The sequence below is a fragment of the Calothrix anomala FACHB-343 genome (assembly GCF_014696435.1).
GTDB classification, from domain to species: domain Bacteria; phylum Cyanobacteriota; class Cyanobacteriia; order Cyanobacteriales; family Nostocaceae; genus Aulosira; species Aulosira anomala_A.
This window is the reverse complement of the sequence record NZ_JACJQG010000095.1, coordinates 1-21,381: the sequence shown is the minus strand read 5'-3', so window position 1 is coordinate 21,381 and position 21,381 is coordinate 1. Positions and strand designations below refer to the sequence as shown.

Sequence of the window (21,381 nt, the reverse complement as noted above, 5' to 3'; positions counted from 1 at the left end):
TGCTGGTTGTATTAGGGCATATAAACTACTATTCTAGCATAGTAAAAATTAATATTTTGCCTTTTGTATATTTTCTTTTTTTGTTATTGCAATAGATATGGATATTAATCCAATTGTTCCACTAGATTTATCTCAAGATGTCAAAATAGTACCTCCCGATATTTTGACACAACCAGTTTTTTCTGCTGGAACGAGTATTAGTTTACCGACTGAAGTAAGCCAACTTAGTATTGATTCATATTCGATAGATAGTGAAAATAAGACAACAAATTTGCAGACAGCAGAGATTTCTGAGAATGATCCTCTGACTGGTGTACCAAAGGGAGAACCAATAGTTCTTTCTGCAATAGCTAATACTGATTTACCTGATTTAGTAGTTACAAATGTAACAGTACCAGCAATTACACAAAGTGATACTAATTTTTCGGTTTCGTGGACAGTCTTAAACCAAGGCAAAGGAACAACCACTGATGATGATTGGTTTGACTCTTTTTACCTCTCAACAGACCAAACCTTCAATGCTGATGCTGATATCCGAATTGCTACCAGCTACCATCTAAATACATTAGCACCCAACGCATCTGAAACATTAAATGTTTTCCTGAGCGTACCTAATATCAACCCTGGAGATTATTATCTATTTGTAGCTACAGATTATTCAAGTTTTAGTAATAACATTCAAGCGGAATCTGACGAGACTAATAATGTTAGTTCTCCTGTTGCTATTAGTGTGACTCCTCGGATTAATACAGATTTAGTCGTATCTAATGTAACGGTATCTGGTAATCCTGTTGCTGGTACAGATATTGATATTTCTTGGACTGTGACTAATCAGGGGACAGAAACAGCTATAGGAGATTGGGACGATCTAGTATCTTTATCTTTAGATCAAATTTTTGATTATCAGGATCAAACTTTAAGTTACGAAAATATTAGTGAACAAACAGCTTTAGCTCCTAACCAAAGCTATACAATTTCTCGAACAGTTGAATTGCCTCCGGATTTAAAAGCATTACAAAATTACTATTTAGTATTTAGTACTGACATCAACAATCAACAATCAGAAAGTGATAATAGTAACAACAATTACATTATTCCTCTGATACCTATAGATAATCCTGACCTAATTGTTTCCTCGGCTACTGCACAAAAAACAACTGCAACATTGGGTGAGACAATTTCTGTATCTCTGACAGTGAAAAATCAAGGTACAGTTGCAGCATCGACTGATTGGTATGACTATGTTTATATTTCTCGTGACACAACGCTAGACTACTCAGATATTTTTCTTGGTAGCAGCTTATATCAAGGCTACCAAACACCACTGCTAGCGGGAGATAGCTACAACAGTATTTTTGACATTTATATACCTACTAGTTTGAGTGGGAGTAGTGGTGAAAACTATGTTAGTAGTGGTGGCTCTTATTACCTGCTATTTGTAACTGATGAGGGCAATTATCAGAGTGAAAGCAATGAAGCAAATAATGTAAAAGCGATCGCACTGACGATATCTGCTCCAGATTTACTGGTGTCAAATGCCACATTTACAGCATCAGCCACTGTCGGTGAGATAATTTCCCTATCTTGGACAGTCACTAATCAAGGTACAGCTACCACATCGACTTATTGGTATGACGAGGTTTACGTCTCTGATGATACAGTTTTAGACTACGACGATACTTATATTGCATATAGCGGCGGAGAAAGTCCTAATCTTGAACCAGGGAGTAGCTTCACAAGTACCCAGGAAGTTGTGCTGCCTAGTAGTGTATCAGCAGGCGATCGCTATCTCCTATTTGTTGCAGACAGTTACAACTACCAAGGTGAAAGCAATGAAGACAACAATGTTCTCGCCAAAGCTATCACCATAAATGCTCCAGATTTGGTGGTTTCTGCTGTTTCAGCCCCAAGCTCAGCCACTATAGGTGAGACAATTTCTGTATCTTGGACAGTAACTAATCAGGGTACTGTCACTGCATCGGCGGATTGGTATGATGAGGTTTACTTTTCCAGCAACGCAATATTTGATGGCTCAGATACTTATATTGATTATGAATACATCAGCACTCAAACACCGCTAGCCGCAGGCAGTAACTATACCATTACACGAAATATCACTATACCCAACACCAGCATTAGCAACGGTTACTTGCTGTTTGTTGCAGACAGTTACAACTATCAAGGTGAAACCAATGAAACTAACAACACGCGAGCGGTACAGATTCAAGTCAATGCACCAGATTTGGTAGTGTCTGCAACAACAGCCCCAAGCACCACTACCGGAGGTGAAACAGTAGCGGTTTCTTGGACTGTCAAAAATCAGGGTAATGCAGTGGACTCCAGAGATTGGTTTGATTATGTTTATCTTTCTGAAAACGCAACCCTAGATAACTTAGATACACTCCTTGTTAGTGAAAATATTAGTTCACAAACACCACTAGCAGCAGGTGGTAGCTACACTATTAATCGGAATTTCACTATACCCAATACCTTCGTGGGCAACCGTTATTTGCTATTTGTGGCTGATGGTAGCAAATCTCAAGTCGAAACCGATGAAAATAATAATCTTAGAGCAGTACAAATTCAAGTCAATGCGCCAGATTTACCAGATTTAATCGTTACGGCTGCAACTGCACCAGAGTCAGCAATAGCCAATAGTACCATTGATGTCTCATGGACAGTAACAAACCAGAGCAACATTGCAGCCAATACAGAATGGAGCGATCGCATCTATATTTCTAATGATGAAATTCTTGATAACTCCGATACAGTTATTTATCGAGAATTCCGCAATAGATTGGCGGCCAATGGTAATTATACCGTTAATCGTCAGATTACCTTACCAGCAGTGGGAGCAGGCAAGCATTATTTACTTTTTGTCACCGATAGTTTCAATCAACAAGGAGAAACCAACGAGAACAACAACATTAAAACAGTTCCAATTCAACTCAGCGGACCTGATCTAACGATTACTGCTACTGCACCAAATCGAGCTATTCTCAGTCAAAATATTAATGTTTCCTGGACAGTAAAAAATAATGGAACAGTTCCAGCACTAGCTGATTGGTATGACGAAGTTTATGTATCCAATGATGACAAATGGGATAACTCCGATATCTACGTTAGTCAGAGCTCTGAATTTATTGCTAGTCAAACACCTTTAGCTCCTAATAGTACTTATACAATTACAAAAAATCTGCAAATTCCTTCTAACGCTATCACAGGTGAACGTTATTTAATTTTCTATACAGATAGTAAAAATCGTCAAGGAGAAACCAATGAAAATAACAATACCTTGGCAATTCCAATTAGTTTATCAGCACCTGATTTAATCATTGCCGATATCATTACTCCACCCACAGCTACTCTCGGCGGTAAGCTTGATGTGAGTTGGACAGTTACTAATCAAAGTACTGTAGAAGCTGTGACTGATCCGAGTGTTAGTGTTTATCTTTCGCCTTATCCGATTTATGACTACTATACCAATAATTTTTCTAGCAATCGCCTTCTCAGCTATCAAGGAGTTATCAGTCAAAATCCCTTAGCTGCTATTAGCAGTTATACAGTGACACCAACTTTAGATTTAAATCTAGGTTTCTTTATTCGTAGCAGTGATTTTTCCCAAAATAGCTATTTAATCTTTGTCCTAGATGAATTTAATACTCAAGGGGAAACAAATGAGAATAATAATCTCAAAATTGTGCCTATAACTCTGCTAATTCAAGATTTAGTCACTACCAATGTTAGTGTACCCACTCAAGCTGGGAGTGCTAGTAATATTGAAGTTGCTTGGCAAGTGACTAATCAAGGAGATGCAACGATAACAGGCAACTGGGTAGATAAAATTTATTTATCTACAGATAACAATTTCAGTATTAATAATGATATATTATTAGGTGAACTAAGTCATTCAGGTAGCTTAAACCCAAGCGAGAGTTATAGAAAAAATTTAGGTGTTACACTGCCTATTAATGTAGATGGTTCTTATTATATATTTGTTGTTACTGATGCCGCTAATCAAATTTTTGAGAGAAATCGCTTACGATTTGGACTAGATTTAGAAAGTAATAATGCTACTAGTTCACCAATTCAAATAAAATTTACTCCTTACGCTGATTTAAAAGTTTCTGAGCTTAACGCTCCATCTCTAACAATTGGCAACCCTGCGGAAGTTACTATTGATTGGAAAGTGACTAATGTGGGAACAATTGCAGGCACAGTTAATAATTGGCTAGATAGAATTATCCTGTCTGAAGATGAAATTATTGGCAATAAAGATGACAAAAATTTAAAAGAAATTCCCCACACTGGATTGTTAGCAGTAGGAGAAAGCTATTCTCATAGTGAGACAATTTTATTACCTGTTGATTTCCAAGGACGTTATCGCTTATTTATTCAAACTGATGCCAATCAAGCTGTGTTTGAAGGCAATTCTGAAGCTAACAATATAGTATCAGCAGCTAACTTTTTTGATGTTGCCCGTCTCCCCTACGCAGATTTACAAGTCACAGCCATTAATGTTGATAGCCAAGCACGTACAGGTCAACCTATTAATATTAGTTGGACAGTAGCAAACCTCAGTAAGAACCAAGGAGGTAATGCTATTGCTGGGACTAATACTAATTATTGGATAGATCGAGTGATGTTGGCTAGCGATAGTCAAGGAAAAAATATTGTCAAGGAGTTGGGTTACTTTAACTACACAAGCGGATTAGGATTAGACCAAAGTTATCAACGTAATGTTCAAATTACCTTACCTAATGACTTGATTGGTACGTACTACCTCGTAGTAGAAACGAGTAGTAGTTTTGGCCCGTTTGAATTTATCTACAACCAGAATAACCGTAGAGTTGCGACGAATCCCATCAACATTACTCTCACCCCTCCTCCTGATTTAGTCGTGAGTAATATCATTGCTCCTACTGCTGTGCAGTCTGGCGATAAGATAGATGTTACCTGGACAGTTACCAACCAAGGAGCAGGAGATGCGGTTGGGATATGGAGCGATCGCATTTATCTACAAGAATTTGGTAAACCCAACCCATCATCCATTGAATTAGGTACACTTAACTACGGTAGTGGGCTAGAAGCGAGAAAATCATACAGCCGTTCTGAACAATTTACCCTACCCTCCACCTTACAAGGGCAATATCAAATTGTTATTCTTACCAACCATACTAATACTTTGTATGAACATGGAGCGACAAATAATAACACCACTGTAGATAGTGATGTCTTACAAATTACCTTAGCACCACGTCCCGATTTACAAATCCAGGAAATTTTTGCCCCAGAAAACGTCTCTGCTGGCGGGACAGTTTCTCTGGAGTTTTTAGTTATAAACAGAGGTACAGTTGCAACTAATATACCTTCTTGGCAAGATTGGGTTTATCTATCTTTAGACAATCGCCTTAGTAGTGATGATATCCTTTTAGGCTCACTAGAAAATCAATCAGCATTAGCACCAGGTGAAAGTTACCGCAGTCGGACTCAACCTTATATTGTTCCGAAATTCTTCCGAGGGTCTGCATATTTATTAATACTAACAGATGCAACCAATCAAGTTAATGAATATCCCAATGATGAGAATAATATCCTCGCTAAACCGATTAATGTCATTGGTATACCACCATCAGATTTAGTTACTAGTAATGTTATCGCACCAAACCAAGCTTATGACGGTTCGACTATAGAAGTACGTTATAAAGTTACTAACTTGGGTGTTGGAGAAACAGACCGCAACAGTTGGACAGATACAGTTTGGTTAACAAGGGATAAAAATCGACCTTCCCCAATTGCACGCGATAGCCAGTTTGAAATTAATGACATTCTTTTAGGAACTTTCTCGCGTTTTGGTTCGCTGAAAGTGGGTGAAAGTTATGAAAAAACCGTCACAGTTAAATTACCAGAAAAACTGTCTGGAGAATGGTACATTACTCCTTGGACTGATGCTTATAATGTTGTCTTGGAAGCAACTAGAGATATCAACATTAATCCTGATGATCCTAACGAATTAGACAATAACAACTATAAAGCACGACCCATCACTGTCTTACTAACTCCACCACCGGATTTAGTAGTTACCTCAGTTATTCCTACTACTGAAGCTCAAGGAGACAAAAATTTTAATGTCAAATGGACAGTCAAGAATCAAACATTAACCGATACTCTAAGTGATACTTGGACAGATGTACTTTACTTGTCAGATAAACCTGATTTAAATGACAGCAGCGCTAAACTTTGGTTATTAGGTGCTGTTAAACATCAAGGTAAATTAAAAGGTAATGAAACTTACACCGTAGAGCAAACCTTTAAACTTTCTCCTGCAACGACGGGTCAGTATGTTTTCGTAGAAACTAATGCTAAATCTTTGAGAATTCCCTATAGATTTGAAACTTATCAAACAGCTTGGGAAGGTATATATGATAACAATAATATTCTTTCTATTGCAACTAATGTAACCTCAAGTCCTGCGGATTTAGTAATCACTGATATTAATATTAATACACCTTCAGAAATTTTCTCTGGAGAAAAAGCCAACATTCAATGGACTGTTACCAATCAAGGCGGGAAGATATGGGAACAGACAAGATATTGGGTAGATGATATTTATATTTCTAGCATTCCGAATCTGAGCGATCCAAATATTTTTAAACGTGAATCAGCAAATTATTTTAAGAATTTTGATTTAAATTCAACTCAACCTTTATATTTAAATACTTTTGTTTATAGTCCAAGCCGTCCATTAGGCATAGGTGAGAGTTATACCCAAAATCAAGAAATTATTATCCCACAAGGGATAGGCGGTAAGTATTACATCTATGTAGTAACCAATCCTATTAGCACCAATATTAATGAGCAAGACAATCTACGCAATTATCAATTATATCAAGCACAAGTTTTTGAAGAACGTAATAATAATATAAGTAGCAGTTTATTACCTGTAACTTATCGAGAAGCAGACCTACAAGTTACGCAAATTCAGCTACCATCAGCAACACCGCAATCAGGGGACATAATTCCCGTCAAGATAACTGTCAAAAACTTAGGAAACCGTGATACTCGTGAAAAGAATTGGATTGATCGGATTTATTTATCGCGTGATGCTTCTTTAGATTTCAGTGATAAACTCTTAGCACAATCGGGTCGAGATGGCATTCTCAAAGCAGGTGAATCTTATGAGAAAACTATCAATGTAGACTTGCCTGAAAGTATTCGAGGTGATTTCTATATCTTAGCTTTTACCGACTCTAATATTTTCGATCCTTTACCTTTACCTACACCCTTCTTTATTCCAGGGAATAATTATATTGTTTTTAACCCTGAAGATGATAACAGACTTGCCCGTGTGGGTGAATATCGAGGTGAGGGCAATAATATCATCTCTGCTCCCTTAGCAATTAGATTAGCGACTCCACCGGATTTACAAGTCACCTCGTTAATTGTGCCAGAACGGGTCATTACTGGACAAACTTTTAACTTAACTTACACAGTTAAAAATAACAGTACGGGAAACACTCCCACAAAACAATCAAGTTGGCGAGATTTGATTTATTTATCTCGTGACCAGTTTTTAGACTTACGCAGCGATCGCTATTTAGATTATGTTGAGCATACTAGCGGATTAGCGGCTGGTGCTAGTTACACCATTAATAAAACTCTTAAACTACCCACAGATTTAACCGGGTCATTTTATATATTTGTCATAACCGACCCACCACAAGATAGCGCCATCGGTCGAGTTTTTGAAGGTGAAAATGAAGGTAATAATGCCACAGCTAGTGTGCAACCTTTAATTATTGAATTACCACCACCTTCTGATTTACAAGTAGATACAATTACCCAGCCGGGGTCAGTAAAAACTGGTGATAACATCCAGTTGGAATGGACTGTATTTAACCGAGGTAATTACAAAGCCGAAGGTGAATGGACAGATGCAGTTTACCTTTCCACAGACAACATTTGGGATATTAATGATGTCGTCATTGGTCGAGTTGCATATAGGGGAACTCTGCAATTAGGTCAGTCTTACACATCCAAACTTACCGCCGCTTTACCACCAGCAATTCCTGGACAATATCGTATTATTATCCGACCTGACATTTTCAATCAGGTATATGAAGGGTTAAACGAAGCCAATAACCGCACAGCTTCTGCCGACCCGTTGAATGTCACCGTTGAAGAATTACAATTAGGCGTACCTCTTACCACTAACTTAACTACTGGTAAAGAAAAACTCTTCCAAGTTAAGGTGTCACAAAATCAAACTCTGCGCGTCAAGGTGACAGGCGTAGATAGTGAGTCAGCCAACGAACTATTCCTGCGCTTTGGTAATGTACCCACAGATATTATTTATGATGCGGCTTACGAAGGACAATTAAGCCCCAATCAAACTGCAATTATTCCTACTACCAAACCGGGTGTATATTATATTTTGGTAAGGGATAGCGGCAAAGCAACGACTGTTAACTTATTAGCCGATGTTTTACCTTTTGGGATTACTGACGTGCGTACAGATAGAGGTGGTGATAGTCGTTATGTCACTACTACAATTCGCGGGGCGCAGTTCCAAAAAGGTGCTGTAGTTAAATTAGTCAGACCAGGATTTGCTGAATATCAGCCTGTACGCTACGAAGTCATCGACAGTACCAAAATTACTGCTATTTTTGACTTAAGAGAAGCAACACACGGCTTATATGATGTCAAAGTTATTAATCCCGACGGACAGACTGCGATCATACCATATCGTTATTTGGTAGAACGGGCAATTGAACCTGACGTTGATATTGCTTTGGGTGGCCCCCGTGTCTTGGGAATAGGGGAAGCCGGAACTTATGGGGTATCTGTGCAGAACTTAAGTAATATTGATACCCCTTATGTTCACTTCCAGTTTGGCGTACCAGAGTTAGGTAAAAATGTTTTGGTTTACGGTTTCCCATATCTCAAGTTCTCTTCTAACTTGGGAGGGAAACCCGAAAGCGATGCGTTAAAAGAGGTACCTTGGGCAAGTTTAATTTCCGAGGTGAATGCTACCGGAGTCAACTTAGCACCGGGCTATATTTTTGACTTAGCTACAGGTGATTACGTAGGGCGCACCTTTAAAGCACAAACTTACCCAGGACTTAAGGCAATTACCAGTAAAGATTTTATCGCCTTACGTCAGGCAATTTATGAAGCTTACCCCGAACTTCAAGGGAAAATAAACAAACCAGAAGATTTACAACAGTTTTATCCGCCTGTTGTAAATGATTTCAAAACAGGTGAACTAAAAGCCCTGGAAGGAGTAGACCCGGCTTTCCAATTCCCCATTATTGCAACCGCCACAGCCTTAACTCGCCAGGAATTTATCAACCAGCAAACCCAAGAAGCTTTAACACTGCGGAATGCGATCTTAAACGATATCAGCGCCTCTCAAGGTTTAATTGTCCTAGCCGCAGATGAAAAAGCCTGGGTACAAAGCTACTTAGCTGCTTTAGAATTAGCTGGTTTACTCCGCCCGGAAGACCAAGCGCCACCTGTCAGGGAAAATACTTTAGTAGTCAGTTTAATGGCTACTTTAGCCACAGGAATACTGGCTGGCCCAGCCGGGAAGCAAATTATTACTGATGGTAATTTGGTCAGCTTCTTTGACAAAGTGCGGCAATGGTACGGAAACGACTCTAGCAATATAGGAACAAAAAATTTACCCAACTTCCAAGATTACGATTTGGGAGTGTCTGGGCGCACCCATTTTGAAGCGTTTAATATTTACGTACCGTTTGGTGAAGCAAGACTTGATTTACCCAGTTTTGTACCCGTACCTACCCCCAGTTTTGCCCGGTTCTTCAACACCGGCGGTAGTGTGGGCGAACAAGCAACCCTGACAGGCCCTCTAGGATTTGGTAATCAAGGATTTGTGCCTGTAGGTGAGGCACTGCCATATACAATTAGTTTTGAAAATGCTGCCACAGCTTCATCTAAGGTGGGAGAAGTCCGCATAGTTACCCAATTAGACGCAGACTTAGACTCCCGTACCTTTGAACTGGGAGATATGCAGCTAGGGGATATTCAAGTCAAATTACCAGCAGGTAGAGGTAGTTTTGAAGGTACTTTTGATTTTGTCCGTGCCAAAGGCTTCTTGTTACGCATTAGTGCTGGACTTGACCCACTCTCGAAAACAGCAACTTGGTTATTACAAGCAATTAACCCTGATACTGGGGAAGTTATTCAAGACCCCAATATTGGTTTATTACCTGCTAATGATACTAATGGTGCAGGTAGAGGCTTTGTCACCTACACTGTTAAACCCAAATCAGATATTACCACTAGCAGTGCGATCGCCTCTCAAGCACGAGTTATATTTAATACTGCTGCTCCCTTAGATACCACAGTCTTAAGTAATGTCGTTGATGCCCAAGCACCAACAACGCAAATCACAGCTAAACCTTTGAGTAATGCTAGTTCTAATTACTTGGTGCAATGGCAAGCTGCTGATGATAGTGCAGGTTCAGGTGTCAAACACGTCACAGTATATGTAGCCAAAGACGGCGGTAATTTTGAAATCTGGCAACGGCAAACCACAGCCACCTCAGCGATTTATCAAGGTGAAGCCGGACACACCTATGAATTTATCGCCCTAGCAACCGATAACGCTGGCAACCGCGAACAACCCAGACTCGGCATTACTCCCCCAGATGATGGTTCCAGTGTCAATTTAGGAACATTACCCACCGTCAGCCAGACAACTCAAGACTTAGGTACACCACCAAAACCGAGTACCCAACCTTCAACCAACCCCTTATTTACAGAAGCAGAAAAGCTGATCCCTGCACCTGGGACATTAACGCAACCATCTGAATTTACCCAAACCCTGCGTCCTTTCACAGTCCAAGCCTTCGCTACAGGTATTACCCAAAGTCATGGGAATATTGGGCCAATGGCGATCGCCACTCGTGCAGATGGTACAGTCATTGTTAGTGGTGGCGTAGGTCGTAACCAACTCTACACCATTCCCAAGACCGGAGGGGCAGCAGGTAATGCCTTTGCTACCTTACCCCATCCCATCTTTGACCTAGCCTTCGATGGCAATGGCAACCTCTGGGCGACGACAGGCGGCGGCCCCTTATTAAAACTCAATCCCGATACCGGGGCAATTCTCAACCAATACGGCGATGGTATTACCCAAGCCTTAGCCATTCATCCCGAAACAGGTTTAATTTACCTCTCATCAGGAAACGGTGTCGAAATCTTTGACCCCAGTACCGCCACCTTCACCCACTACAGCAATATCCGCGTGGGGAATATGGCCTTTAGTCCCGATGGGCAACTGTGGGCAGCAACTTGGCCTCAAAGAGGAGATATCATCCGCTTTGATAACAAAGGCAAAGCGCAACGCATTCTCAGTTTTGATACTGCCATCGACTCTCTCACCTTTGGCGTTAACGGTACACAATTAGCAGGACTGTTATTTATCTCCAGTAACCAGGGTGAGATGACAATGGTAGATGTCACCACCTTAAGAAAGGTGAAAGTTGCCCAAGGTGGCAGTCGAGGCGATATTATCAAGGCGACTGCTGATGGTCGAGTTTTACTCAGTCAGTCCCATCAAATAGATGTTTTAAGTCCGGTTGTTGCCCCAAAAGTGATTGCTACCAACCCCGCACCGGATGCCAACATTACATTACCCTACAATACCCTCACCATCAGCTTTGACCAAGATATGTATATGGGCGATGCTGGTGATAGTGGTTCCATCCTCAATCCCAATAACTTTAAACTCCAAAGTAATACCCTGGGCTTCCTCACACCGCAAACGATTAACTATGATGCAGCTAAACGTACAGTTCAATTAACCTTTGATGCCCTCATTCCCGACCGCTATCAACTGCGCGTAGAAAATACCGTGAAAAGTCTGGCTGGTTTAGAAATGCAGGCAGACTACATCGATGACTTTACAGCCATCTCCGACTTTTTACCCTACGTTGATTTTAAATTTGACAATCCCCGGAGCGATCGCCAAGCGCAAACAATCTCCTATGATGTCACCATTACCAGTAAGGCAGACTATGACTTACTCCTGCCTTTAGTCTTACTGTTAGAACCGCAGAATAACTTTACTGGTATACCTCTCGGCAATAGTGGTACAACCAACCAAGGCGCATACTTAATTGATCTAAGCGATAGCCTCACCAATGGTCGCCTCAGTCCTGGTCAATCTATTCGCGGTAAAGTCATCACAGTCCAAAACCCCGACCAGTTAAGGGTTAACCTTGCGCCAGGAATTTACGCCTTACCTACCGCTAATCAAGCACCAACTGTCACCTCTACCCCCATCCTGACAGCCAAAGCCGGAGAAACTTACACTTATCAGCCTACTGCTCATGACCCCGATGGTGTTGCCTTAGCCTATCTCCTCTATGAAGGCCCAGAAGGCATGACAGTAGATGCTAACACTGGGTTAGTGCGTTGGACACCCACAACTAGCAGTAACGCCGAAACCCCTGTCAAACTGCGCGTGTATGACTCACGGGGAGGCTACGGCATTCAAGAATTTACCGTCAACGTTGATGGCGGCAACCATCAACCTGTTCTCAACCATCTACCCACACAAATACTAGGCGTAGAGGGCGAACCTTTAGAAATTATCTTATCTGCCACCGACGCAGATAATAATCTTCTCAACTTCTGGGCAGATAACCTACCAGGAGGTGCAGTTTTCGACCCAGCAACGCAGACATTACGCTGGACACCTGGATATGATGCTGCGGGTACTTACGAGAAAGTTAAATTTGTTGTTAGCGACGGCTTACTGCAAGCTAGCCAAACTACCACCATTCTCATCGCCCCGAAAAATCAAGCACCCACTTTCATTCGTCCCATAGAACGCACTGTTAGGGAAGGGGAAAAAGTTCGCATTCAACTACAAGCCACAGACCCTGAAGGGCAGAAAATCTCATACTTCAGTAACATCTTACCTGGAGGTGCAAAACTAAACTCCAATACAGGTCTATTTGAATGGACTCCCACCTTCTTCCAAGCTGGAGAATTTGAAATTCCCTTTAGTGTCAGTGATGGTGAGTCAGTTACCACCCAAACCACAAAAATTACCGTCTTAAATGTTAACGCTGCCCCTGTCTTTGATGATTTAGCAGCTTGGCAAGTGCAAGAAGGACAACAAATTCGCTTCCGCGCCTTCGCTTTAGATCCCGATAACCCTGCCTACGTCCCACCAGAACGTCTCACAGATGGCAGCTTAACCCCCTTAGAAGGCAGTGAAGCCACCGTTACTTACACTGTTACTAACTTGCCAACAGGCGCGACCTTTGACCCAGAAACCGCCAACTTTATTTGGCTACCTGGATATACATCTGCTGGCAATTACACTGTTACTTTCACTGCCACTGACAACGGCGATGGTACTGGCACTAACTTATCTACAGTCGTCAATGTACCAATCAAGGTACTTAATACAAATCGTACCCCTGCAATTAACCCAATTACCAATCAAACCATTAACAGGGGTGACGTTGTAGATATCCCCGTTGAATTTAACGACCCCGATGGCAACCCCTTAACCATCACAGCCCAAGGCTTACCTGGTTTTGGACTACCTCGCTTTGCCACCTTTACCGACCAAGGTAATGGTAAAGGCTTGTTGCGTTTAACGCCCAGTTTTGATGATAGCGGCGATTACACCATTACTTTAAAAGCTACTGACGACGGTGATGGTGGCGGTTTTGCGGCTGCACAGTCACAAGAATATTCCTTTATTGTGACTGTGAACGCACCTAATGAACCACCACACCTAGGCTTTGTTGGCGATAAAGTTGCAGTTGTGGGCGAACAATTGCAATTTGAAGTCTTAGTTAATGATAAAAACCAAGATAATCTCACCTTTAGTGCTGTGGGGCTGCCCAATGGTGCAACTTTTGTACCGTCTTCAGTTTACGGTAAGGCAGTCTTTACCTGGACTCCCACTACTGTCGGGAATTATGATATCACCCTAAAAGTTAGTGATAGTGGCAATGGTGATGTGAGTCAGGTGTTAACTGACCAAAAATCATTTAAATTGAAGGTGAGAAATGCTAATCAAGCACCGATTTTAGCAACAATAAATAATCCCATAATTGCCGAAGGTCAAACCCTTACCTTAAACCTTAACGCCACTGATGCCGATGGGGATGTATTGACTTATTCTGCGGTGAATTTGCCCCAAAAAACCATCTTAGATCCCGTGACAGGTAGCATAACTTGGCAAACTAATTTAAACGATGCAGGTGAATACAAAAATATTCAATTAATTGCTAGTGATGGTAATAAATCTAGTTACCAAAAAATTACTATCAAGGTGAATAATACTAATCAAACACCTGTTTTAATTCCTTTACCGCTACAATCAGGACGAGAAAATACACTTTTACAATTTACCATAGCAGCCAGTGATTTAGATGGAGATAGTGTATCTATTTCACCAATTTCTCAGTTACCTGTTGGGGCAGCATTTAATCTCGAAACCAAACAATTTACTTGGACTCCTAATTACGACCAAGCAGGAGACTATACACTCAAATTTGCCGCCTTTGACCCACAAGGCGCGAGTAGTATAGTTGACGTAAACATCAAAATCGATAATGTCAATCGCACACCATCTTTAAATATATCCAACCATACGGCAGTATTAGGAAAAGTTTTAAAATTCAACTTAGTTGGTGCAGACCCAGACCGAAATACAAAACTAGTTTACAGTGCCAACCAATTACCAGAAGGTGCAACACTTAATTCTGAAACAGGTGAATTTAACTGGACTCCTAGCCCTGGACAATTGGGTGATTATCCTATTACTTTTGTAGTTACTGATGGCGAAATTACAACTACAGAAACAGTTTTAATTAAAGCAACTCTGACCTCAGAACCGATACCTGTTACTCTCGAATTGACTCCTAGTTTCCCGGCTGTACCAGGACAAAAAGTTTTAATCAATGCCTTGTCCAGCAGTCTCGGAGAAATTACCAACGTTAGCATTAAAGTTAATGGTCAGATAGTGCCTAAAGATGCCCAAGGTAGAGGTGAATTTACACCTACAGCCCCAGGCAAATATATTATCGAAGCCACAGTCACAGATATTGATGGTTTAGCGGGAACAACGCATTCAGTTATTCAAGTCCGCGATCCACAAGATAATTTAGCCCCAGTTGTTAATTTTGGATCTGGGTTAAATGGTACAAAATTAACTAATGTTACTAATTTAATAGCTGATGTAATTGATAGTAATTTAGATGAATGGACACTAGAAATCGCACCATTTAACACTAGCTCTTGGCAAACCTTAGCTAGTGGGGAAACACCAGTCAATAATTCTCCTTTGACTCAGTTAAATCCTGAGGTATTAAGTAATGGATTCTATCAGTTGAGATTAAAGGCAACAGATATTAGCGATCGCACCACGACAACTGATGCCATTATTGAAATCAATAGCTTACAAAAACAAAATCAATATCAACGCAGCGAAACAGATTTAACAGTTGACTTTGCTGGCACAACTCTTAATTTAGTTCGTGCTTATGATTCCTTAAATCGTCAACAATCAGCAACCTTTGGTTATGGTTGGCGTTTGGCTAATACAGATACAAATATCCAAACCAACGTCCCTACAACTGGTAGAGAATCATTAGGTGCTTACAATCCCTTCCGTATCGGAACACGCCTTTACTTAACTTTACCCAACGGTCAACGCGTAGGATTTACCTTCCAGCCACAAAAACAAGAAATTCCAGGCTTAATTTACTACACTCCAGCTTGGGTAGCTGATCCTGGTGTCAACTATACTTTACAATCTGCTGATGCCATGTTAACCTTAGCTGGTAACAGACTCTACGAACTCAAAACTGCTCAACCCTACAATCCAGCAAGTAATACCTTCACAGGTCACAAATACACCTTAACTGCCCCCGACGGGACAATTTATTATCTCAACGCCGCCGGAAAAGTAGAAGAACAAATTACATCAAACGGCGTTAAATTTACTTACAGCGATAGTGGAATTACTAGCTCTACAGGGGAAGTCATCAGCTTCGTTCACGATGCTCAAGGCAGACTCAGCAAGATTACAGCACCCGATAGTCGCGTCGTAACTTATACTTACGATGGTAACGGTAATCTGCTAGCGGTACGGAAATTATTCACCGGAGAGTCTAAACGTTACGCTTACTCTTTGGATAATGAACATTTGCTCACCTTAAACGCACCCGCACCAGGTCAGCCAGGAGCAGCCATTACCTACAATGCCCAACAACCACAAATCTTACCAATCATTGCAGATTTAGGCAGTGCCAATAAATTTATTACCACAGCTACCACAGGTAACTTAACTGCTGGTGAAACACAGCGTTACACCTTCAGCGTGCGCGCTTCCGAACTCCGGGCAACAGAAACTAATGTGGTACTTTTAGGGGTAAAACTTCAAGCCAATACAGGCAGTGTATTACAGCCACAATTACCTGTAATTAATGGCTTAACTCCCCTGGCAACTCAAATTACAGCCAATAGTGCCTTTGCGTTATATGCCTTAAATCGTGAAGGTTTGCATCTATTAGAAATCAACGGTAAGAATAAAACGTTTGGTGGTTATTCATTGCAACTATTCATTGCTGGAGATGTGAATAGCGATGGTCGGGTAGATGGTTTAGATAGTCAACAGTTGATATCTGCGTTGGGTAGTCAGCAAGGAGGCACGAAATATAATACCAACCTGGATGTGAATCAAGACGGTAGCATCAACGCCACAGATGTGCAGATATTAGGCAGCAACTACGGATTTGTAGCGAATCAAGCACCTGTGGTGCAGACAACTTCGATTCTCACCCATGAAGATTTAACGGTGGCAGTTCCCTTAACTAATTTGGCAACTGACCCGGATGGCGATTCTGTTTACTATCGTGTCCTGAATCCTATTAATGGTACTGTGCAGATGAGTGCTGATGGCATGGGTGCAATCTTTACTCCAACTGCTGATTATGTAGGTAATGCCAGCTTTGAACTTCTTGCCGATGACGGCTTTGGTGCGGCTGTACCTGTGAAAGTTACAGTGAAAGTAAGCGATGCACCACTAATTAATATCGATATTCAAAACCGCAATCCGTTCCTGCAAAAAGGCGATCGCACTCAGTTAGTCTTCATCGGCGATTTTACCGATCAGCAAGATGTGATTCTCACAGGAAATTATCTCGCGCTCACTTCTAGTAACCCCACAGCTGCTACTATTAATCAGCTTGGTCAAGTATTGGGATTAGCTGATGGTACAGGGGTAATTAGCGGATCTCGTAATGGCTTACAAGCAGTCACCGCCTTTAGTGTTGGCATTCCTACTGACCCAGTTCAACAGGCAACTTTATTACTAGGTTTGGGTACATATCCCGAAACTCTTTCCTTAAGCAGTGCAGGTGGTTTCCGCCAATTAAAGATTGATATTGCTGGACAATTAGATTTAAGTAAAGCCGAGAGCGGCACAAAGTATTTTGTAACTGATCCAAAAGTGGTTTCGGTAAGTGCGGATGGCTTTATCACAGCCAAAGCAACTGGTAAGACGACAATCACAGTCATTAATAGCGGTGCTGAGGCATTAATTCCAGTGCGTGTAGAAGCACCAATTAATGGCCCGGCTGTTCTCGGCAAAGATGGCGGAGTTGTTCAAGGCGCAGATGGTTCAATAGTGACTATTGGCCCTGGTGTGCTGACAGAAAATACTACAGTCAGTATTACGCCAGTTACACAAACAAGTCTACCTCTTGCAGTTCCTGATTATTTACCGTTATTAGGTACATTTGAACTCAATATTGGTGATGAAGACCTCTCTCAACCTGCTCAATTAGCAATTCCTGTGAGTGCAGAGATTCCTGTAGGCGCAGAAGTCCAATTCTTCCGATTAGATAGCATACCGGATGAAACGGGAAATTACCGACCAATTTGGCTATTAGTAGAAACTGGTGTAGTCGGAAGTGATGGCTTTGCACGTACCAGTTCACCGCCGCTTCCTGGAGTCAAGAGTAAAGGAATTTACTTCGCTGCTTACTTAGATCAAGCCTATCGCCAAGCTCAACTAGGACTATTGCAAGCGCAGACTATAGGCGGTTCTCTCGGAGGCGCAATGGTAGCTGTTGGCTCAATTGCTACCTATACTAATATTCTGTCCTCCCTGTTGTCCTTGCCTATAGGATTCCACACAGTAGAAACGGTGACTGTGCCGCGTATTGGCAAGCCTATTGTTAATCGACAAAATGTAGAAATTACTCCTGGAACTATTAAAACTATCGAAGTTCCTGTACCTGTAAGTGGTTTCGATTTGGTTGGGGATAATGCACCTGTGGTCACTTCCTTGAAGTTGGAGTTCACCAATAATGAACCAGAATTAGTCTTAACAGGCGATCGCTTCAATATTTTAGAACGAACTTCGGTAAAATTTCGCACTACCAACAACCAAGTTTACACCATAGCACCAACCAGTTTGTCTCGTAACCAAATCCGGCTGAACATACCACAGAGTATCACAATGGGCTTAACTGAAATTTCAGTGATTTCTGAGGGCATGACTCCAGTTTTGATACCTACCAGAACCAGACAAGAATTTACTACCTTAGAAAGTAATGTTGTGGAATTAGGAGGAGAACGTCCGAGTTATGTGATCGCTGGTAATTATGGAAATAATAATTTGAATTTGCAAGGTAAAATCGCATTTATTGACTCAAATACGCAAAAATTAGTCGCAAATGTTTCTTTACCTACATCGTACCTTTCTAATGCGATTGTGGTCTCACCTGACTTGACCCGCGCTTATGTTCCCAGTAAAGATGGCATTTTCGTCATTGATACTTTGGCATTGCAGCAAGTTGATGTTAATCCTGATACACCAACCATCGATCCAATTAATTTAATTAATAGTGTTCCAGGAGCGAATCCTAATTGGGCGATCACTGATTATGATGGTAAATATCTTTACGTTGCCGATCAGATACAATCAATTATTTACAAAATTGATATTCAGCCCCAATCCTCAACCTATAACACTTTAGTAGAGACAATCCCTATTGAGGGAGTTGGTAGAATTAATCGCCTAGCTTTCAATAGTAATGGTACTCGCCTGTATGCTACTGCTACGACTCCTGCTGGTCAAGACCCCAGAACACAAAGGGGTCATATTGTCGTCATTAATCTTACTACTCCCAGACAAGATAATCAGAGCGATCGCATTAAAATAATTCAAGCTGGATATGACCCGTATGCGATCGTTCCTACTAATGATCCGCAGACAATGCTGTTTACCAATCGACAGTTTGATCGTGAAGGGTTTGGGGTGCTTCAGGGACAAGCAATTACTTACATCCCACTAGTATTAGGGGATACTAATGATTCTTTTGATGTTAACGATGGAGCAGATATTGCTTTTTTACCAGCAGGAACGCTAAAAGACCAAAAAGAAGACTATGTTTTTGTAGCTGCTCAGAATTTCTTTAACCCATTATTGATTGATCGCAATCCTAATTTAGTCAATCCCAGAACTGGCAGTAATTATCCTCCATCTGGTCAAAATATTGGCATTATTAAAGATCCTTTAGGTAAACAGGGGCAAGCTCAATTAGTAGCAGCTACCCGCCCAATTCCTTTTGCTTTTAGTGTTAATGTCGCCCTATCCCCCGATGGTAAGTATCTCTATGCGCCTTACATGGATACTGAGGCAGTATTTGTTTATGATGTGCAAGAGATATTAAATACAATTAAGCCAGAGAATTTAGCTCAGTTACAAGAAAGACCAATTAATGTTTTAAATCGTGCAATTGACAAAAAAGCTGACTATCTTGCTCTTAATCCTAAAGGAGAACCCTATAACCTAGTTGATGATTATCCATCACCCTTTACATTTGGTATTCCTAAAGGTAGTCAAAACGCTCCCATTGGACTTGGTGGTTCGCCTGTAAGCATTGCCACCCAAAGTGATTGGCTGAGATTAACTGGAGTCGTTGATTCAGAATCACGAATAAATACAATTACCTCAGAAGTTAATGATCTCACTCCTAAATTTACTTGGACTTATCAAGGTGGCGTAACGGAAGATGAAATTAAAGAAGTCAAACTATACGTTAGTGTATTCCCTAAAGGTGACGGACTGTTACCGAGCGATAGACTATTTGATGTTGATACAAGCAGATTACAACCAAATGATGATGTCCATCCCAACCGGATTTTAACTGCAACATGGAATAAAATTACAGAAACTTGGAATTGGAGTAATTCTCAAGCTAGAGGGAATAATGTAAGTTTAACACTGTCTGACAATCGTACTTTAACGGCTGGACAAACCTATTATTGGGCAGTTGAGGCGACTAAGAATACAGGACAGAAATTAATTAAAACTGGACAATTTAAAACGGCAGCTATTCAACTAAATAAACCTTTTAATGGAGTAACAATTATTACCCATGGTTTTCAGGCGAGTATTGAAAAATTACAAACAGCTTTTAAATCTCGTTCTATTGAGCCTGTCACTAATGAAATCTTTGATCGACCACTTGTAAATACTCCTCAGCAATTTATCGAAATGGGTCAATATATTTCAAAAGCAGGAGGTGGAGATGGTACGATCCTCATATATAATCGGCAAACAGGAAGATGGGTTAGTTATACAGATGGAAGAGATGGAGTAACTGTAGCTTTAGAAAATCTTGGTAAACCCTTAGTTTTAGTACCAGAATGGTTCAAGGAATCAGACATTAGCGATTCTGGTTTTGCAGAAGCGGCAGCTGATACTTTCTTTGCTGCTTTGATGCAATTAAATAATGAATTAAACGAGCGATTATTTGCTTCACCAATACACTTTATTGGTCATAGTCGCGGAACTTCTGTTAATAGTGAAATTATTCAACGTTTAGGAACTTTTCGTCATGATATTGAAGTTCACATGACTACATTAGATCCTCATGAATTTGTTCAACCAGGACTAGACTTACCTCTTGATATCTTAGTTAATGCTGTAGGAGTTGTTAAACCTATAATTCCAATCGCAAATTATATAGGAGGAAAATTATTAGGTAAAGATGGATTAATAACAAAGGTATACTATGCTGACTTTAAAGATCCTGATGTTCAGAGATGGGAAAATGTTAAATATGCAGATAATTACTATCAAGAAGTAGCTTATCCTGGCCCAATTACACTAGGCAGTATTGATAAAATTAATATTACTCCTAATGGTCGTAAAATTAATAATGTAGATTTCAACCTACGTTTAGATGGAAATGCTGGCTTTAGAGGATGTTTGAAAAGTCGGACAGATTGTAAAAAAGCTCTCTCGGTATACGCTGTGAATAGATAGTAGACAGCACCGAGAGAGCAACATGAGTAAAGCATATCCCA

At 40.7% G+C, this 21,381-nt stretch carries 1 protein-coding gene; it reads left to right on the top strand.

Annotated features, from left to right (window positions below):
* Positions 1-97: 97 nt before the first annotated feature.
* Entirely contained in the window at positions 98-21,340 is a 21,243-nt protein-coding gene (locus H6G08_RS33645) for a CARDB domain-containing protein (protein ID WP_190551149.1), read from the top strand.
* Positions 21,341-21,381 lie beyond the last annotated feature (41 nt).

Excerpts from the sequence above, each read along its gene's own strand:
- H6G08_RS33645 (WP_190551149.1), top strand. The coding sequence starts at position 98 with ATGGATATTAATCCAATTGTTCCACTAGATTTATCTCAAGATGTCAAA.